Source organism: Vibrio sp. TRT 1302 (genome assembly GCF_050113875.1).
GTDB lineage: Bacteria > Pseudomonadota > Gammaproteobacteria > Enterobacterales > Vibrionaceae > Vibrio.
Genome location: NZ_JBNJOF010000023.1, coordinates 1 through 16,197 on the forward strand (window position 1 = coordinate 1; position 16,197 = coordinate 16,197).

A 16,197-nucleotide genomic window follows, 5' to 3' on the forward strand; every position below is an offset into this window, starting at 1 on the left:
GAGCAACTTTTTGCTCGATCTGAGCAAGATCTTGCTCGATTCGAGCAAAAAGTTGCCCGGAAGCAAGAAGAGTACCAATGAGATTAATTTGCCAACGATGGTTACTTACTAAAGCTACAACGCCACGCCAATATCGCGCTATATCTTTTGACATTTTAGCTTGTAATTAAGGCGAGGTTTCGCAAACTCTTGTACACGGCAGTCTGACGATCAATCGGCTTACATATAGAGAGCAAATCATCAATGAAATGGCTCAATGCTCTAGCTTCAATCTTACGTACGCCACGCTGTTGAGCTTCGTTGAGGTAGTCGTAAACGCTAGCCGCACCAAAGTCACCAAAGATCATCTCGCCAAGCTCGTTGATCAGTACATTATGTGCATAAAGATCGCCATGACATACTCGGTTGTCATGCAAATGATTAAACACATCCAGCATCTGATCGACGATCTTTTCTATTTGTTTTACTGAAAGGGTGAAGCCAGCTTTGAACACGTCACGAGTACAGGTTTCTAGAGTCGGTGGCAGGCCTAAATTAAAGTAATCATCAGGGATTAACTCCATCACTAATGCCAGATAATCCTGCTCACTAACCTGAGCGATGGATTTGACTAGATTATCGTGATGTCCGGTTTGCAGGCAGGCTTGTAGCTCGTCACAAGGGTAGCCGTCGCTAGTCACCTCACCTTTGAACACTTTCACCGCTACATTGGCAGGGAAGTCGAAGTCGGAGTTTAGCCAATTAGCATGAGAAATAATGCCTGAAGCCCCTTGTCCCAATACATGATTGAGTTTGTAGCTGTCGGAATTGACCTGTGGAACACTCTGCTGATGAGATAGTCGTTCACAAAACGGGTTACCAGCAAAGGCCATCCAAGACAGTTTAGGCAGTTGCAGTAGCACATCAGGGAATCGCTCTAGCTGGTTGGCCGACAGGCGCACTAACTCGAGGTTTATCAAGTTGCCAAAACTGGATGGCAGTTCCTTGATCATGTTTCCGGCTAGCGCGAGTTTTTGCAGACGAGGTCGATAGCCTAGAGATTCTGGTAACTGCACAATTTGATTGTCAGTTAATATCAACCAGCGCAGTTTTTCTGGTAACGAATCCTCGGCAACTCTTACGATTTGATTGCTTTTGAAGCCAACCATTTCGAGCTGCTTACATTGACCTAATATCAAAGGTAAATGTGTGAATCGGTTGTTAGAGGCAAAAAGGATTTTTAAACCCGTTAACTCAGTTAGCCACTGCGGTAGATCACTTAAAAGGTTGTCTGACACGTCTAGAATTTCTAGTGAGTCAGCCAAAGTTAAAATCTCTCGAGGTAGCTCTGTTAGCTGCTCGCGAAGTTGAAGACGTTGAATACCGGCTAATTCGCCGCTTTTAAGTTGTTCTACTGTATGCAAACTGGCTGCCTTTATGTGCTCTGGAATGAAAAAGAGAGCGCGTATTCTACGCAGATTGACGTATAAAGGCGAGGTAAGAGGGCAATTTTGAGCAGATAAAAGCCGAGTATAGTGGTACTCGGCTTGGCGTAGTGCTGATAATTACAAGAATGCTTTGAATGGCAGTTCAGGTTCGTTTTTGAAGATGTCTTTAAAGCCGCGGAAATGCTGGTAGTGCATACGACCTTTATCTGTTGGGTAGGTGTATTTGCCACCGACTTGCCAAAAGAATGGAGCAAATTGATATTGCAGGCGATCTTTCTTCATGTTCCACAGTACTTCAATTTCACGTGGATCATTTTGGAAGTTAGCCCAGATATCATGGTGGAATGGCATCACAACCTCACAATCGAGAGACTCTGCAGCTCTAAGAATATCGGATGATGTCATCTTATCTGTGACACCACGAGGGTTCTCACCGTATGAAAGGAGAGCGACATCAATTTGGTATTCGTTACCATGCGCCGCATAGTAATTCGAGTAGTGTGAGTCCCCTGAGTGGTAGACGGAGCCTCCGGTTGTTTCAATTAAGTAGTTCACCGCTCTTTTGTCCATTCCATCTAAAATGTTTTTGTCGTAAGAGGACGTGCCTTCAGGAAGAGTGACCAGTGCCGTACGATCAAAAGAGTCTAAAACACGGATTTTGAGATCACCGATTTGGATCAGGTCGCCAACTTTTGCCACTACGCAGCGCTGCTCGGGTACACCCCAACTGATCCATAAGTCGACACAAGCTTGCGGACCGATAAACTTCACATGCTCAGGGCAATTTTGCAATACCGCAGCTGCGACGTTGATATCGATATGATCAGCATGGTCGTGGGAGGCGAGTACCGCATCGATTTCTTTGATAGCAAAAGGATCAAGTGGGAAGATCGCCGTGCGCAAATTAGGTTGGAGTGCTTCAACCCCACCCATGCGCATCATTTGATGCTGGTTTTTCATTAACGCATTCTTTTGCGTTTTTTTACCTGTACCACACCAGAAATCGATTGAGATATTGGTGTTACCTGCGCTTTTGAGCCAGATGCCGGTACAGCCAAGCCACCACATAGAAAACGTATTCGGTTCGACTACTGTGTTTTCAATCTCTTCGTTTAACCATGTACCCCATTCTGGGAAGGTATTTAAGATCCAAGATTCACGGGTTATTTCATTCACTTTGCTCATAACAGTACCTTTGAGTTTACGATATTGGATTAATTTAGGGTGCAGGAAGCCAAGCGTCTTAACAGATGGTTGAGACGCTGAACTAAGTATTTGTTATTTATCTATTTAATTTCTAAACCAGAATGACTTGCGTTCCACGGGCTTCTATCGCTTTGACGACATCTGGATTGGCATCTTTGCCAGTGATGACAATGTCAATTTTACTTGCTGGGCAGAAAAGCATTCCGGTTCTTTGCCCCACTTTAGAGCTATCAACGACCACGACCAGCTTGTCGATTTGTTCGAGCATTTGTTGCTCGGCCACGGCGGTAAGCATGTCTGCTTTATAGAGCCCGGCATCGGTCAGTCCTTTGCCAGAGGTGAACATCCAATTACCCGCATAGCTACCTAATGAGTCTGGAGCTGGGTTAAGGAAGATGTTTTGTGCCTTGTTGTATTGCCCCCCAATAATGATCACGTCCTCATGATCTTCATTGATTAGGTAGCTCGCCAATGGAAAGTAATTTGTGACGATTTGGACATCTTTGCCACACAACTTTTGGCCGAGCAAAAATGCGGTCGAACCACAGTTGATCACGACACTATCTCCAGAGTTACACAACTCAGCTGCCCGAAGTGCAATCAGGGACTTCTCTTCGTAGTGGTCAGTGCTGTTGATGTTAAGTGGTGACCATTTTTTCTTTTGATTTTCTATTCGTTCTGCACCGTTGCGAACTTTACGCAGCTTACCTAGCTCATCCAGTTTTGAAATGTCGCGACGAGCGGTCGCAGGAGAAACATTAAAACTATCAATGATATGTGAAACATTGATGGTGTGGTTTTCTTCTAATAACGACAATATGCCGTTGTGTCTTTGTACTTCATTCATTGTTATCACCTGTTCAAGTTTGTGATTACTTGGTGATTGTCTGTGATTTGTTTTGATTCTAATAATCACCACTTTGAATGTCAAATGGGCGTGAAACAAAAACATGCCACAAATCACAATATTATATAAGTTATTGATTTATAGGTGTTTTGTTGATTTTTATGTGACCGGCTACCCAAAAATAGCCACAAGTGAGAGGCAAAATTGATAAAAATCAAAATAATCACAAATGAGCATTGAATGATTACTTTTGATTGTTAAAGTTTAGTCCGTGAGCAAAAGAGGGTGTATTTCACTACCTACAAATGAAAGCGCCCTGTCCTACGAACCAAATAAAAATACAAAGACTATTAGGGGTAAAGATATGGAGTTCTTATACGACATCTTCTATATTTTTTACAGCCAAGTGATGACCAAGGCTCCGCTATTGCTGGGCTTAGTGACATTGATTGGCTATTGGCTGCTTAGACGTGATGCCACTACTATCATCAAAGGATCAATCAAAACCGTTGTCGGTTTTATGCTTGTTCAAGTCGGTGCGGGCACTTTGGTTGCTGGCTTTAAACCCGTGATTTCAAAACTATCTGAATATCATGGCTTAACTGGCTCGGTCATTGACCCATACACCTCAATGATGGCGACCATGGAAACCATGGGCGACAACTACTCTTGGGTGGGGTATGCGGTTATTCTTGCGCTGGGTATCAACATTCTTCTTGTCCTTTTCCGTCGCTATACAGGTATACGCACAATCATGCTGACTGGCCACATTATGTTTCAGCAAGCGGGTTTGATTGCCGTGTTCTACTTTGTTCTTGGCGCGAGCATGTGGGAAACCATTATTTACTCAGCGGTATTGATGGCTCTCTACTGGGCGATATCTTCCAACATCATGTTTAAGCCGACAGAAGAAGTCACTGGTGGTGCGGGTTTCTCAATTGGTCACCAACAGCAGGTTGCATCTTGGATTGCGACAAAAATAGCGCCAAAACTGGGCGACAAAAAAGACAGTGTTGACCATCTTGAGTTGCCTAAATGGCTCCATATTTTCCATGACAGTATTGCGGCGACTGCCATAGTCATGACGGTATTCTTTGGCATTATCTTACTTTCATTTGGTTTGGATAATCTTCAACAGATGGCGGGTTCAACCCACTGGTCTATTTATATTCTCGAAACTGGTCTTAAGTTTGCGGTCGCGATTCAAGTGATTGTTGCTGGTGTTCGTATGTTTGTTGCCGAACTTTCAGAAGCATTTAAAGGGATCTCTGAGCGCGTTATTCCTAACGCTGTATTAGCAATCGATTGTGCGGCTATTTACGCTTTTTCTCCTAACGCGATGGTATTTGGTTTTATGTGGGGGGCTTTAGGTCAATTTGCTGCAGTTCTGGCAATGTTGGCATTTGATACACCCATTATGATCATTCCTGGATTTATTCCGATGTTTTTCTCCAATGCCACAATTGGTGTGTTTGCCAATCACTTTGGTGGCTGGCGAGCCGTGATGAAGATCTGTTTTGTGATGGGCATCATTGAGGTGTTAGGTAGTGCATGGGCTATTCACCTATTTAGCCAACAAGGGACTGAATTTAATGGTTGGATGGGTATGGCTGACTGGGCCTTGGTATTCCCGCCAATAATGCAAGGTCTCTCAGCATCTGGAATGTTCTTCTTTGTTCTATTAGCTCTGTCTGGGGTGTACATGTTCTTTGCAGCTAAGCAATTACGTGCGGAAGAAGATGCTCAAGGTGTGGTGACGGTATGTGAAGAGCCTGAAGTTATCGAAGCCGTCGAGCAAGCACTAAAAGCGAGTGATGGTGTGCGCCCGGTGAGCATTTTAGCGGTATGTGGAAATGGTCAGGGTTCGTCGATGATGATGAAAATGAAAATCGGCAAGTACTTGGAGAAAAAAGGTATCCCTCATGTGATGGACTCGTGTGCGGTATCTGACTACAAGTCAAAGCTGGCATCGACAGACATTATTGTTTCTTCAAAGCATCTATCGGCAGAAATGGAACCAGGAGAGGGCAAGTTTGTACTCGGAGTACAAAACATGCTCAATCCAAACTCTTTTGGTGACGAGCTACTCGACATCATCAATAAGAACTTCGTCCGAGCTAAGTAGCCTGTCAATCAATAGACAAGTATCCAATAACAATAATCAAGTGCCAGTTATCGCTGGCACTCCATTGGAGATAGAACCATGGGTTTTAAGCAATCACTAATCGACAATAACTCAATCAAACTACATGCCAGTGCAGCCAATTGGCGTGAGGCTATCGCTATCGGTACGGACATGTTGATTGCCTCAGGCGCGATTTTGCCAAGTTATCATCAAGCCATCATCGACAGTGTTGAGAAACTTGGTCCATACATTTGCATAGCGCCAAACTTAGCACTGCCTCATGCCCGCCCTGAAGATGGGGTGATAAGAACCGCATTTGCACTCGTTACTCTTGAACAGCCTGTGTTGTTTGATGGTGAGGAAGAACCCGTTGATGTACTGATTACCTTAGCTGGTAGTTGTTCTAATCAGCATATGGAAGGGTTAATGGAAGTGACTAGTGTACTTGATGATGAAGAGTCCGAAACAGGGGTAGACCTAAACAAGTTACGTCGTTGTCGTTCCAAGACCGACGTGTTTAACGTCATTGATCAAGCACTTGCGGAATTGGTCTAAGGAGAAAGTATGTATAGCGCACTCAAGCAACGTGTTTTGCAAGCTAACCTTAAGCTGCCTAAATATGGTCTAGTCACTTTTACTTGGGGCAATGTATCTGAAATCGATCGCCAACTCGGCGTTATCGTCATTAAGCCCTCGGGGGTTGAATATGATGCAATGACAGCTGATGACATGGTGGTGGTTGATCTGCAAGGCAAGGTAGTCGAGGGAAGGTTAAAACCATCGAGTGATACGGCAACACATATCGAGATCTATAAAGCATTTCCAGAAGTTGGTGGCGTAGTACACACTCACTCACGTAGTGCGACTATCTGGGCGCAAGCAGGAATTGATATCCCCGCCTTAGGCACCACTCATGCGGATTACTTCTACGGTGATATCCCTTGCACTCGTAAGTTATCTCATGACGAAATTGCCGGAGCTTATGAGCAAAACACTGGGCTAGTAATCATTGAAGAGTTTGAAAAGCGCGGTATCAAACCTATGGCAGTTCCAAGCGTGATAGTGGCAGGACATGCACCATTTTCGTGGGGTAAGAACTCGGATGATGCTGTGCACAATGCCGTTGTTCTGGAAGAAATTTCAGCGATGGCTTTGGCGACTCGCTCATTAAATAGCGGAATCAAAATACAGCCTGAGTTATCTGATAAGCATTACTTACGTAAACATGGTGATAACGCTTATTACGGCCAGCGTTAACCCTTTTTGTTGCGAGGAGACTCGATGTACAAAGTATTAGCATTAGATTTGGATGGCACCGTGTTGACTGATGAACACACTATCCATCCACAAGTAAGGCAAGCAATTCAAGAAGCTAAGCACAAGTGCAAAGTGGTGGTGGTCACTGGACGCCATCATACCGCAGCTAGACCCTATTATTACGAGCTTGGGCTAGACACACCGATCATCTGTTGTAATGGCACTTATGTCTACGACTATGCCAACGATCAGGTGCTAAAGCAAAATGCAATAGCGAAAGATGATGCGCTGGTCTTTATCGAATTGGCACGAGAGTTTCAGGTCAAGATGGTGATGTATATCTCCGATGCGATGACTTACTCAAACTACAACCCGATTACTTACATGCAAGCCTTAGAAGGCTGGGCAAGTACGGTACCAAGTTCCTTTAGACCGAAGATCTACCGAGTGGATTCATTCAGCGAAACGGCGAAACAGAGTCAGTATATTTGGAAATTTGTCGTCGAAGGGTGTCCGAGCTCTGTAGAGCGTTTACTAGAGCATCCATGGGTCAAAAGACAGTTTAATGGGGAACGTTCTTGGTCAAATCGTATCGACTTTTCCGCCAAAGGTAACAGTAAGGGTCATCGCCTTGCTGAGTATGTTTCCGAGCTTGGTTATCACGCCAATCATGTGATTGCAGTGGGAGATAATCACAATGACATCTCAATGCTGCAATACGCCAATTTAGGGGTTGCAATGCTCAATGCTGACGACCACGTTAAATCACACTCAAAGCTCGTGTGTTCTACAGATAACAATCATGATGGGCTAGCCCGTCTAATACGTGAAAAAATTAAGGGATAAAACCATGGCAAAACCAATGATTCAAATTGCTCTAGACCAAACTAACCTGCCCGCTGCGATTGAAGTGGCGAGCAATGTTGAAAGTTTTGTAGATGTCATTGAGATCGGTACCATTTTAGCGTTTGCCGAAGGGATGAATGCGGTTTCTACCTTACGCAAAAATCATCCTAAACATATTCTTGTATGCGACATGAAAACCACCGATGGTGGTGCCATTCTGTCTAAAATGGCTTTTGAAGCCGGGGCAGATTGGATCACGGTTTCGGCTGCCGCGCACATTGCAACGATTGCAGCATGCAAAAAAGTTGCGGATGAACATGGTGGTGAAATTCAGATTGAAATTTATGGCAACTGGACGATGACCGATGCGCAGGCTTGGGTCGATCTTGGTATATCACAAGCCATTTATCACCGTTCTCGAGATGCTGAATTGGCGGGTGTTGGCTGGAGTGAAGATGATCTGGATAAGATGCGTGCGCTGTCTGAACTGGGGCTTCAATTGTCGATTACAGGCGGTATTGTGCCGGAAGATATTTACCTGTTTGAAGGTATTCAAGCGAAAACCTTCATCGCTGGCCGTGCATTAGCGGGAGAAAAGGGCAAGCAAACGGCGGAATCTCTACGCACTCAAATTGACCGTTTCTGGAATTAGGGGGAAGCTATGTATCAAAACTTGCAACGCCATCGCATTGGTTTGTATGAAAAGGCGCTGCCTAATCAATTGAGTTGGGAAGAGAAACTCAAAACCACCAAGCAACTTGGCTTTGATTTTCTTGAGATATCTGTTGATGAGTCTGATGAACGCCGTTGCCGTTTGGATTGGGATGACGAGACCATATATGCATTGCGTCACCAGTGTGAGCAGTACGCTATGCCTTTGCAGTCCATGTGTTTAAGTGCACACCGCAAATTTCCTTTTGGTTCTGCCGATCCTGAAATTCGCAAACAAGCGTTACTGCATATGGAAAAAGCGATTGTATTAGCATACAAACTGGGGATTCGTACCATTCAACTTGCTGGATACGATGTCTACTATGAGCCTTCAAATCAAGTATCTCACCAACGATTTATCGAAGGGATGCAACAGTCTGCTAAGTTAGCCGAACGAGCGGGTGTGATGCTTGCGGTTGAGATAATGGATACCGACTATCTTAACTCCTTGAGTAAATTTGAGCTGCTACGCCGAGAAGTTGACTCTCCATACTTCACCGCTTACCCCGATGTAGGTAACATTTCTGGGTGGAACTATGACGTCGTGACAGAGTTAAAGTTGAGCAAGCCACATATCACGCAGATTCATCTGAAAGATACCTACCGAGTGACGTCTGATTCTCAAGGTCAGTTTCGTGATCTTGTCATAGGGGAAGGTGAGGTCGATTTCAATGCCATCTTTACTACGCTTAAGCAGACGGGTTGTGTTGTACCATTGGTCATTGAAATGTGGGCGCAAGATGATAATTGGAAACAGAACATAATTACTGCTCAACACAGATTAAATCAAGCTTGTGACCATGCCAATCTGCCGAAACTTTTTGCGGCTTAGTTCTACGTTAATTGTTTTAATTTCCTAGAGCCTCCTGCTCCGGAGCTTGTTTAAGCGCCGTTGATCCCAACTGGGATAGTGCAGCATAAATCCCCCGTACTATGCTGCACACTTTCAGTCGAACGTATAAGATTTGACTTACAGGTTGGCTTGACGCAAAGTTGCGCTGACTTTTCCACCGAGTAAGCTGCCTACGCACATGAAACTGCTTCACTTACAACTGTTCTGGTACGAAAAACATCACACTTTGTTGGAGATGGAAGATTTACCGACCTTGACTGCTAGCCAAGAGCAAGAGCTCATAGAGTGGGTGAAAAAACATCGTAAAATATTGAGCTACGAAGTCCATCAACAGACTTGGGTCAAAGTGAATATTGATGGTTTTGCGTCACAAATCCGCCTTAACCCTAATGGCACACTATCGGAAAAAGATCTCTTCAGTGATAAATCTCTTCAAGGGCTTTGGAAGGTGGTCGATGGATTTTTATTTATTAAGGTGATTAGTGGTGAATTTGTCGTAGAGTACCAAATCGTTGGTAGCAGCACTGATAACATCCATAGTGGTATCGAGTACATCAACGGTCAAGTGAGCACTTATAGCAAGTTTGTCGTCACCAAATGAGACATCCTCAGGCGCAAAATATCGATATTGCGCCTGAAGTTATGTGACTACCCACGGTGATGGCGCATTAGTTGGCGGTAGCTTATCAGTGATAGCAGAGCAAAAAACGCAGGATCGCTCCAGCCAAACCCAACAAAGATACCGGTAACCCCAGCATAACCCGTGATGGCGACACCAAGTAGGTTGGTTGTTAGCAGCGCCTTGAGTAACTGTCGCACTGTTTCTCGATGTTCTATCTCTTTCAAGAACAGACTGACTGCCGCGACACCACCAAGAAAGATACTGGTATGCTGTGAAAGGAAGTAAGCGTATTGGTCATTGATTTCGACACCGTACATCGGCCACATAATGCGAGGCATAAAAAATAACGCCAAAGCAAATACGGCGTAGATGCCACCATGAATGCTAAAGAAAGCCTTATTACTCATCATTCCTCCTCAACGGTTAATGGGGCCATTGTTGATGTTTGTCAGTGGTTGGTTAACGTCGAAGATAATCCCTCTAACTTGTGGAACTCCCATCTGTTTGAGTCTTGCTGCATGCATAGCTAGATAGTTATTTGCAGTTGTTTCATCTTCAAACAGGTAGACGCCGCCGCCCAGTTTGTCTGCTTCACTTTCTGTCCATATCTTCCATATTAGACCTGGTTCTTGATTGATGGACTGTGCGAGGCCGACCAGAGCCTTCGACATCTCTTCACCCATTGGGCCGTTATATTCAAAATCGACTTGTAATAGTTTCATCTCATCTTCTCTTTCAGTTGTTGCACTGTATGTGCTGTTGTTTGATGCAGCTATTGTTGTCTATATAAATTGAACAGAAAAGTTCATAATATTGCGTATAAGTGTCTAAATTTTTGACAGGTAAATCATGAGACTGAAAAGTACCTTAGAGCAATGGATGACCTTACAAGCGGTGGATAGTGCAGGAAGTATCCAAGCGGCTGCGCTGTTACTAAATAAAAGTCACACGACTTTGATTTACTCGATTAAAAAGCTTGAAGATCAACTTGGAGTGAAGCTGGTAGAAGTTAAAGGTAGGCGCGCCAGTATCACTGAGCATGGTAAGTCTTTACTTCGGCGTGCAAACAGTATGTTAGAGCAAGCTAGGGAGTTGGAGGAGTTGAGCCAACAGATTTCTGCTGGTGTCGAATCGGAAATAACGGTCGCTATTGATCACTTATGCGACCCATCTCTTCTCTACAAGCCGATGGCACAGTATCTTAAACGAAACAGCACCACTTCAATACAGGTTATCGAAACATCACTCAGCAAAACCACTGAAATGGTCACGAGTGAGAGAGCCGATGTGGCAATTATTACTCTGCCTGTGACCAACTATCCAGCGCAGGTACTATCGATGACGAGTATGGTTCCTGTCGTCTCTAGTGAGCACCCACTAGCAACACAGAGAAATATCTGTATGGCAGACTTTGCTACCTATTGTCAGGTCGTGATCCGCGATCTTGGGGCGGATGCTGCCGAGTATCGAGAGCAGAATGTGGGCTGGCTGAAGGCTAACCAGCGGATAACCGTCGATAACTTTGACCATGCCTTTCGAGCATTAGAAGAAGGGGTTGGCTTTTGTCGTCTTCCGGAACATATCCTTGCCAAGAGAAATCATGGCCAACTAAAGGTTCTCGACATAGAGCATAATGCTAAGTATCAGGTCCCGCTGCACATCACCTTACCAAAAGGAGTGAAAACGGGTCCAGCAGCAAGGTGTTTTTACGACCTCTTGCTAGAGAATGTTAGCTAATCAACCTATCTATCAGTGGGGAGCGAACAATCACAGTCAGTAATTGCTCACAACCAACCATTTACGTTTGAGTGACGCAAAAAGTGACCGACGACACGGAGCTAAAATTTACCGTCGCTAAGCGGCTTCAAACTTGTTGTTGATGTGCGATATTTCACGCAGATGCAGAGATGTCAGATTACGATAGCGGTGACAGTAATGAGAACTGAAAAAGAGAAAATGTTAGCGGGTGAGCCTTATCAGGCATGGGATGAGCAACTTTACAATGAACGAATTGAGTGCCGTAAAGTTTTGCAAAAGTTAAACAACAGCATTCCAAATACTGATGAGTGGCGATCCGCGATAGATCGCTTGATCCCTGATTCACAAGAGGCGTATCTAGAGCCTCCGTTTCGCTGTGATTATGGCTCTAATATCAAGCTTGGTAAGAACTTCTACGCCAACTTTAACTGTGTTGTGTTGGATGTGGCTGAGGTGACGATTGGTGACAATGTGCTGTTTGCCCCCAATGTACAGATTTACACGGCTGGTCATCCTTTAGATGTTAAAGGCCGCGTCGAGGAAGGGGTGGAGTTTGGTACACCGATTGTCATAGGTGATAACGTCTGGCTTGGCGGTGGTGTGATTGTTTGCCCAGGTGTGACCATTGGAGACAACAGTGTGATTGGTGCAGGCAGTGTGGTCACTAAAGACATTCCTGCCAATGTGGTCGCGGCTGGGAATCCGTGCCGGGTACTTAAAACTATTGAGCAGTCATAGAGCCTATTGGATTGATGTTACGAGGGAACTCATGGCATCAATCCTGACAGGTCACCCAATTTCGAAATCAATGCTAGGTACGGACCGTCTCTTCCGCGACCAATACCTTACGTAGCAATCCTGCCAATTGTTTTTGCTCATCTGCGGTTAATGCGCTGAGCATATGATCCATATTTGCTACGTGATCATTAAGTGCGGCATCAACAAGCTGCTTCCCCTTGTTAGTCAAAATAACTTTGCAGCTGCGTCTGTCCTCTTCGCTAAAGAGTCGTTCAACTAATCCATCTTTGACCAGTTTTTCTAGGCGTGTACTGACCGCACCAGAAGAAAGCATCAAGGTTTTATACAGCTCTGTTGGGGTGGTACCTGTCGGAGTACTGCGGCGCATAGTGGCAAGAATATCAAACTCAATACTGCTGAGACCGTGTTGTTTGAATATCGGATCCATCTTTGCTTTCCATGCATTGCTGGTACGACGTAGCCTTCCTACCACTCCCATCGCTGAGCAATCTAGGTCGGGTCTGACGTGTTGCCATTGAGCCAGAATGGTATCGACATTATCCGCTGACATTTTTATCTCCCACATAAATATCTTTTTAAAAAGATACTTGATCAAAAAAACGATCTCCATTACTTTATAAAAAGTATCTTTTGTAAAAGATACTTTCATTTGAGATTAAATGGGGTGGGAAAATGAATGGAATTGATCAGATCAAAACTATCGCTTTGACGGCTATTGCACCTGTGGTGTGGGGCAGTACCTACATAGTGACAACAGAGATGCTGCCACCAGAGAGCCCTTTACTCGCATCGACTATTCGCGCGTTACCTGCAGGCTTGCTGCTGGTGGTTCTTGGGAATATGTTGCCTAGTCGAGCATGGTTGATGCGCCTTGCTTTATTGGGTTTTCTCAATATTGGTCTGTTTTTTTACTGCTTGTTCTTTGCAGCGACGTATTTGCCAGGTGGAATGGCGGCAATGGTGATGTCAGTCCAGCCTGTTGTTGTGATGTTGTTGAGTTGGAAATGGCTCAAGTCTGAACTCTCATCTCTCCAGCTTTTCGCTAGTGTTGTCGGCATGGCGGGTATCGCTCTGTTGGTGGTCAATAGCTCCGCAGAGCTTAGTGCCATAGGCCTATGTATTGCGATCATCGGGACGTTGAGCATGGCAAGTGGTGTGATACTGACCAAAAAATGGGGCAGACCACAGGGTATGACTCTGCTCAACTTTACTGGCTGGCAGTTGTTGTTTGGTGGCTTGATGTTACTTCTCGCTGCCTTGTGGTTTGAAGGTATTCCACACCATCTCAACATGACCAACTACCTTGGCTACCTCTATTTGAGTGTTATTGGTGCTGTACTTGGCTATTTTCTTTGGTTCCGTGGAATAGAAAAGCTGCCACCTATTACCGTCTCATTTCTCGGCTTTCTTAGCAGTGTATCGGCCTGCATCTTAGGCTATTTGGTACTCAATCAAACCTTAACTGGTTTACAACTTCTCGGTGCTGTAAGCGTGTTGATCGCCATCGTCCTTGCCGCGCCACGCACCAGTAAATCAGGCAACCAACGCCCATTACTTAAACCTTTGAAAAGGAATTAATATGAACATTACTATTGTTGCAGGCAGTCAACGTGCCAACTCCCAAAGTGTTAACGTTGCCCACTATCTCAAATCTCTGGCTCTGAATCATTTTGAACGAGCGGATGTGCTTGACCTTCATCAACGGAATCTGCCGTTGTGGAACGAAGGTGTTTGGCAAGGAACTGACGAGTGGCAGCAGTGGACGCCAATAGCGGAAACACTTAAACAGTCAGATGCCGTGATATTGATTACGCCAGAATGGCACGGCATGGCGACGCCAGCGCTGAAAAATTTTCTCCTATTGACCACGGATGAGGAGCTCGCGCATAAACCAGTATTATTAGTGACGGTTTCTGCGAGTGTGAATGGTGTCTACCCAATCAGTGAACTGCGTATGACCGGCAGTAAAAATAATCATGCGTGCCTTCTTCCTGATCACCTGATTTTTCGTAACGTAGAGCAATTGATGACCGATGACCATCAGTGCACCGATGAGTTGATGCAGCAGCGTAGTGAGTACACCGTCTCTTTGCTGGCCAGTTATGCACGAGCGCTTGCTCCGATACATCGAGATATGGTTGTGGCGGGTAAGCCATTTCGTTATGGCATGTAAAGACCTTCAGACACGAGGCAATCCAACGGATTTGTGGCTCGCTAGATGTTGAGGTGGCAGCAAAAAGCCGTGGTAAATACCACGGCTTTTTAGATTATTGGGTTTGGCACTCAGCAGGGGCTGGGCGATTTTGCCGGATAGCCAGTATGGCTTGAGGCAGTAATGACATCACAATCATGCCAACCATTAAGCTGTACTGGAATGGTGTGAAAGACTCTCCAAGCAGTACCAGCCCTGAGACAATACCTGCAATTGGGTTAGCAATTCCCCCAAACGTAAAGTCGACGACAGACATGCGTTGCAACAACCAAACATACATGCCATAGCCAAGAGCGGTGTTCAAACCAACCACCCAAAGTAGACCTGACAAGTTAGTCATTGAGAAATTGTGCGCCAGCGCCGCGTACTTAGTCGGCTCCATCGTAGCTTGAACGCCTGCGGCAACCGATAAAATCGCACCACCAAGAATCAGTTGCCATGTTAGCACTGTCCACCAGTGCATCCGGCTACCCAGTGATTTAGTTAGCGAACTACCAACAACAATACACATGATGGCTGCCAGCATAGCGCCTAGGCCAATAGGGTTGAGCGTGATTGAACTTGGATCAAACAACATCCACGCCAAAACAATTAAGGCCGCCCCACTTACCGCTTGAATGATACCTGGGCGACGTTTGTTGATCAGCCAGTTATAAACCATGGCAAACACTGGAACAGAAATCATCCCGACGCCGGAAATCGCCGATGGCAGAGTCAGGGCCATCACGAAGATCAAACCAAAGAAGGTTGCGATGTTGATTAATCCAAGACTAAACAGGATTTGCCAGTCGCCTTTTTTCGGCAGACTAGGTCTGAATGCCAACAACAGAAGTCCGGCTGGTAGTGCGCGAATCGCCCCCAGTAATAGGGGAGGCCAGTCCGCAAGTGTATATTGCGTGACCGCATAGGTGGTTCCCCAAAAGAATGCCGGAATCATGGCAAGTAGTATATTCATAATAACTATCTTTACGTTAAGATACTTTTGTGAGGAATGTACGCTTAAAATCGCTGTTTGTAAAGTATCTCTATGTTAAGATATTCGAAACAGCATTTTGTTACTGGAGACAAACATTCATGGACGCTATTGATAGAGTAGTAGAGCATTGGGCTAAGGAAAAGCCGGATCTAGAGACAGAGCCGATGGCGATTATGGGCCGATTGATGCGAATCGCCAAATATATGGAGACTGAAGTTGCTCAGCTACATAAGCGCTATGACCTAAAATTAGGAGAGTTTGATGTACTGGCGACACTGCGTCGCAGCGGAAAGCCGTTCCGTCTTACTCCCTCAGAGCTGATTGATTCGATGATGTTAACATCTGGCGCGATGACTAACCGCTTAGATAAACTGGAATCAAAAGGGCTGATTAGCCGAGAGCACAGCAAAGAAGATCGCCGCAGCGTCACTGTAGAACTGACCCAAGATGGTTTTGTTCTGATTGATAAAATCATCGAAGAGCATGCGGCAGTTCAGGCGAAGTTGGTCAAAGGTATCAATGCCAATCAGAAGAAGCAGCTCAATACGATTCTAAAGAGTTGGTTGACTCAGTATGAGTAGCGATTGAGATGAGAATT

The 16,197-nt window shown here is 45.1% G+C and carries 19 protein-coding genes; 12 read left to right on the top strand and 7 right to left on the bottom strand.

From position 1 onward, the window contains the following. Positions 1-155 precede the first annotated feature (155 nt). From ACQEXP_RS18465 to ulaR, 3 genes are all read right to left on the bottom strand, one after another. Complete coding sequence (locus ACQEXP_RS18465) at positions 156-1,403, bottom strand: leucine-rich repeat-containing protein kinase family protein (RefSeq protein WP_426971179.1); 1,248 nt, start codon at positions 1,401-1,403, stop codon at positions 156-158. A 141-nt stretch (positions 1,404-1,544) separates the two neighbouring features. Beyond that, positions 1,545-2,612, bottom strand: coding sequence for an L-ascorbate 6-phosphate lactonase (gene ulaG / locus ACQEXP_RS18470; protein WP_426971180.1), 1,068 nt, complete (start codon positions 2,610-2,612; stop codon positions 1,545-1,547). A gap of 112 nt (positions 2,613-2,724) precedes the next feature. Continuing rightward, positions 2,725-3,480, bottom strand: a complete 756-nt coding sequence (gene ulaR, locus ACQEXP_RS18475; protein ID WP_426971181.1) for an HTH-type transcriptional regulator UlaR — start codon at positions 3,478-3,480, stop codon at positions 2,725-2,727. Positions 3,481-3,844: 364 nt separating this feature from the next. Here ulaR and ACQEXP_RS18480 point away from each other — a divergent pair, with 364 nt between their 5' ends. The 7 genes from ACQEXP_RS18480 to ACQEXP_RS18510 all read left to right on the top strand — a co-directional run bounded on the left by ACQEXP_RS18480 (position 3,845) and on the right by ACQEXP_RS18510 (position 9,873). Continuing rightward, a complete protein-coding gene (locus ACQEXP_RS18480; protein WP_426971182.1) occupies positions 3,845-5,605 on the top strand; it encodes a PTS ascorbate-specific subunit IIBC in 1,761 nt (586 codons plus the stop codon). Positions 5,606-5,683: 78 nt separating this feature from the next. Then, on the top strand, positions 5,684-6,160 hold the full coding sequence (locus ACQEXP_RS18485) for a PTS sugar transporter subunit IIA (protein WP_426971183.1): 477 nt from the start codon (positions 5,684-5,686) through the stop codon (positions 6,158-6,160). A gap of 9 nt (positions 6,161-6,169) precedes the next feature. After that, entirely contained in the window at positions 6,170-6,862 is a 693-nt protein-coding gene (locus tag ACQEXP_RS18490; protein ID WP_426971184.1) for an L-ribulose-5-phosphate 4-epimerase, read from the top strand. Between the two features lie 24 nt (positions 6,863-6,886). Next, entirely contained in the window at positions 6,887-7,708 is an 822-nt protein-coding gene (locus ACQEXP_RS18495) for a Cof-type HAD-IIB family hydrolase (protein WP_426971185.1), read from the top strand. Positions 7,709-7,712: 4 nt separating this feature from the next. Further along, positions 7,713-8,360, top strand: a complete 648-nt coding sequence (locus ACQEXP_RS18500; RefSeq protein WP_426971186.1) for a 3-keto-L-gulonate-6-phosphate decarboxylase UlaD — start codon at positions 7,713-7,715, stop codon at positions 8,358-8,360. Positions 8,361-8,369: 9 nt separating this feature from the next. Beyond that, positions 8,370-9,251, top strand: coding sequence for an L-ribulose-5-phosphate 3-epimerase (locus tag ACQEXP_RS18505; RefSeq protein ID WP_426971187.1), 882 nt, complete (start codon positions 8,370-8,372; stop codon positions 9,249-9,251). Positions 9,252-9,450: 199 nt separating this feature from the next. Continuing rightward, the gene (locus ACQEXP_RS18510; protein ID WP_426971188.1) at positions 9,451-9,873 is read left to right on the top strand and encodes a hypothetical protein; all 423 of its coding nucleotides are present in this window, start codon (positions 9,451-9,453) and stop codon (positions 9,871-9,873) included. A gap of 47 nt (positions 9,874-9,920) precedes the next feature. Here the strand turns inward: ACQEXP_RS18510 and ACQEXP_RS18515 are convergent, their stop codons facing one another. Continuing rightward, positions 9,921-10,301, bottom strand: a complete 381-nt coding sequence (locus tag ACQEXP_RS18515) for a hypothetical protein (protein WP_426971222.1) — start codon at positions 10,299-10,301, stop codon at positions 9,921-9,923. A 9-nt stretch (positions 10,302-10,310) separates the two neighbouring features. Beyond that, positions 10,311-10,616, bottom strand: coding sequence for a monooxygenase (locus tag ACQEXP_RS18520; RefSeq protein ID WP_426971189.1), 306 nt, complete (start codon positions 10,614-10,616; stop codon positions 10,311-10,313). Between the two features lie 127 nt (positions 10,617-10,743). On the opposite strand from ACQEXP_RS18520, the gene ACQEXP_RS18525 reads away from it, so the two are divergent. Both ACQEXP_RS18525 and ACQEXP_RS18530 read left to right on the top strand, forming a co-directional pair. Then, entirely contained in the window at positions 10,744-11,631 is an 888-nt protein-coding gene (locus tag ACQEXP_RS18525; protein WP_426971190.1) for a LysR family transcriptional regulator, read from the top strand. Positions 11,632-11,829: 198 nt separating this feature from the next. After that, positions 11,830-12,390 carry a sugar O-acetyltransferase gene (locus ACQEXP_RS18530; protein ID WP_269375324.1) on the top strand — a complete coding sequence of 187 codons (561 nt, stop codon included), beginning with the start codon at positions 11,830-11,832 and terminating at the stop codon, positions 12,388-12,390. A 73-nt stretch (positions 12,391-12,463) separates the two neighbouring features. Here ACQEXP_RS18530 and ACQEXP_RS18535 read toward each other — a convergent pair whose 3' ends face one another. Beyond that, positions 12,464-12,961 (bottom strand): MarR family winged helix-turn-helix transcriptional regulator, encoded by a 498-nt coding sequence (locus ACQEXP_RS18535; protein ID WP_426971191.1) that lies wholly within the window; start codon positions 12,959-12,961, stop codon positions 12,464-12,466. Positions 12,962-13,083: 122 nt separating this feature from the next. On the opposite strand from ACQEXP_RS18535, the gene ACQEXP_RS18540 reads away from it, so the two are divergent. Together ACQEXP_RS18540 and ACQEXP_RS18545 are read left to right on the top strand one after the other, a co-directional pair. After that, complete coding sequence (locus ACQEXP_RS18540) at positions 13,084-13,989, top strand: EamA family transporter (RefSeq protein ID WP_426971192.1); 906 nt, start codon at positions 13,084-13,086, stop codon at positions 13,987-13,989. Position 13,990: 1 nt separating this feature from the next. After that, positions 13,991-14,584, top strand: a complete 594-nt coding sequence (locus ACQEXP_RS18545) for an NADPH-dependent FMN reductase (protein WP_426971193.1) — start codon at positions 13,991-13,993, stop codon at positions 14,582-14,584. Between the two features lie 94 nt (positions 14,585-14,678). Here the strand turns inward: ACQEXP_RS18545 and ACQEXP_RS18550 are convergent, their stop codons facing one another. Further along, complete coding sequence (locus ACQEXP_RS18550) at positions 14,679-15,578, bottom strand: DMT family transporter (protein WP_269375328.1); 900 nt, start codon at positions 15,576-15,578, stop codon at positions 14,679-14,681. Between the two features lie 119 nt (positions 15,579-15,697). Between ACQEXP_RS18550 and ACQEXP_RS18555 the strand changes: the two genes are divergently transcribed. Continuing rightward, positions 15,698-16,180, top strand: a complete 483-nt coding sequence (locus ACQEXP_RS18555) for a MarR family winged helix-turn-helix transcriptional regulator (RefSeq protein WP_138971578.1) — start codon at positions 15,698-15,700, stop codon at positions 16,178-16,180. Positions 16,181-16,197 lie beyond the last annotated feature (17 nt).

Bases quoted from the DNA above. Each gene is read 5' to 3' on its own strand.
- ulaG (WP_426971180.1), bottom strand. From the start codon at position 2,612: ATGAGCAAAGTGAATGAAATAACCCGTGAATCTTGGATCTTAAATACC.
- ulaR (WP_426971181.1), bottom strand. From the start codon at position 3,480: ATGAATGAAGTACAAAGACACAACGGCATATTGTCGTTATTAGAAGAA.
- ACQEXP_RS18480 (WP_426971182.1), top strand. From the start codon at position 3,845: ATGGAGTTCTTATACGACATCTTCTATATTTTTTACAGCCAAGTGATG.
- ACQEXP_RS18485 (WP_426971183.1), top strand. From the start codon at position 5,684: ATGGGTTTTAAGCAATCACTAATCGACAATAACTCAATCAAACTACAT.
- ACQEXP_RS18490 (WP_426971184.1), top strand. From the start codon at position 6,170: ATGTATAGCGCACTCAAGCAACGTGTTTTGCAAGCTAACCTTAAGCTG.
- ACQEXP_RS18495 (WP_426971185.1), top strand. From the start codon at position 6,887: ATGTACAAAGTATTAGCATTAGATTTGGATGGCACCGTGTTGACTGAT.
- ACQEXP_RS18500 (WP_426971186.1), top strand. From the start codon at position 7,713: ATGGCAAAACCAATGATTCAAATTGCTCTAGACCAAACTAACCTGCCC.
- ACQEXP_RS18505 (WP_426971187.1), top strand. From the start codon at position 8,370: ATGTATCAAAACTTGCAACGCCATCGCATTGGTTTGTATGAAAAGGCG.
- ACQEXP_RS18510 (WP_426971188.1), top strand. From the start codon at position 9,451: ATGAAACTGCTTCACTTACAACTGTTCTGGTACGAAAAACATCACACT.
- ACQEXP_RS18515 (WP_426971222.1), bottom strand. From the start codon at position 10,301: ATGAGTAATAAGGCTTTCTTTAGCATTCATGGTGGCATCTACGCCGTA.
- ACQEXP_RS18520 (WP_426971189.1), bottom strand. From the start codon at position 10,616: ATGAAACTATTACAAGTCGATTTTGAATATAACGGCCCAATGGGTGAA.
- ACQEXP_RS18525 (WP_426971190.1), top strand. From the start codon at position 10,744: ATGAGACTGAAAAGTACCTTAGAGCAATGGATGACCTTACAAGCGGTG.
- ACQEXP_RS18530 (WP_269375324.1), top strand. From the start codon at position 11,830: ATGAGAACTGAAAAAGAGAAAATGTTAGCGGGTGAGCCTTATCAGGCA.
- ACQEXP_RS18535 (WP_426971191.1), bottom strand. From the start codon at position 12,961: ATGTCAGCGGATAATGTCGATACCATTCTGGCTCAATGGCAACACGTC.
- ACQEXP_RS18540 (WP_426971192.1), top strand. From the start codon at position 13,084: ATGAATGGAATTGATCAGATCAAAACTATCGCTTTGACGGCTATTGCA.
- ACQEXP_RS18545 (WP_426971193.1), top strand. From the start codon at position 13,991: ATGAACATTACTATTGTTGCAGGCAGTCAACGTGCCAACTCCCAAAGT.
- ACQEXP_RS18550 (WP_269375328.1), bottom strand. From the start codon at position 15,578: ATGAATATACTACTTGCCATGATTCCGGCATTCTTTTGGGGAACCACC.
- ACQEXP_RS18555 (WP_138971578.1), top strand. From the start codon at position 15,698: ATGGACGCTATTGATAGAGTAGTAGAGCATTGGGCTAAGGAAAAGCCG.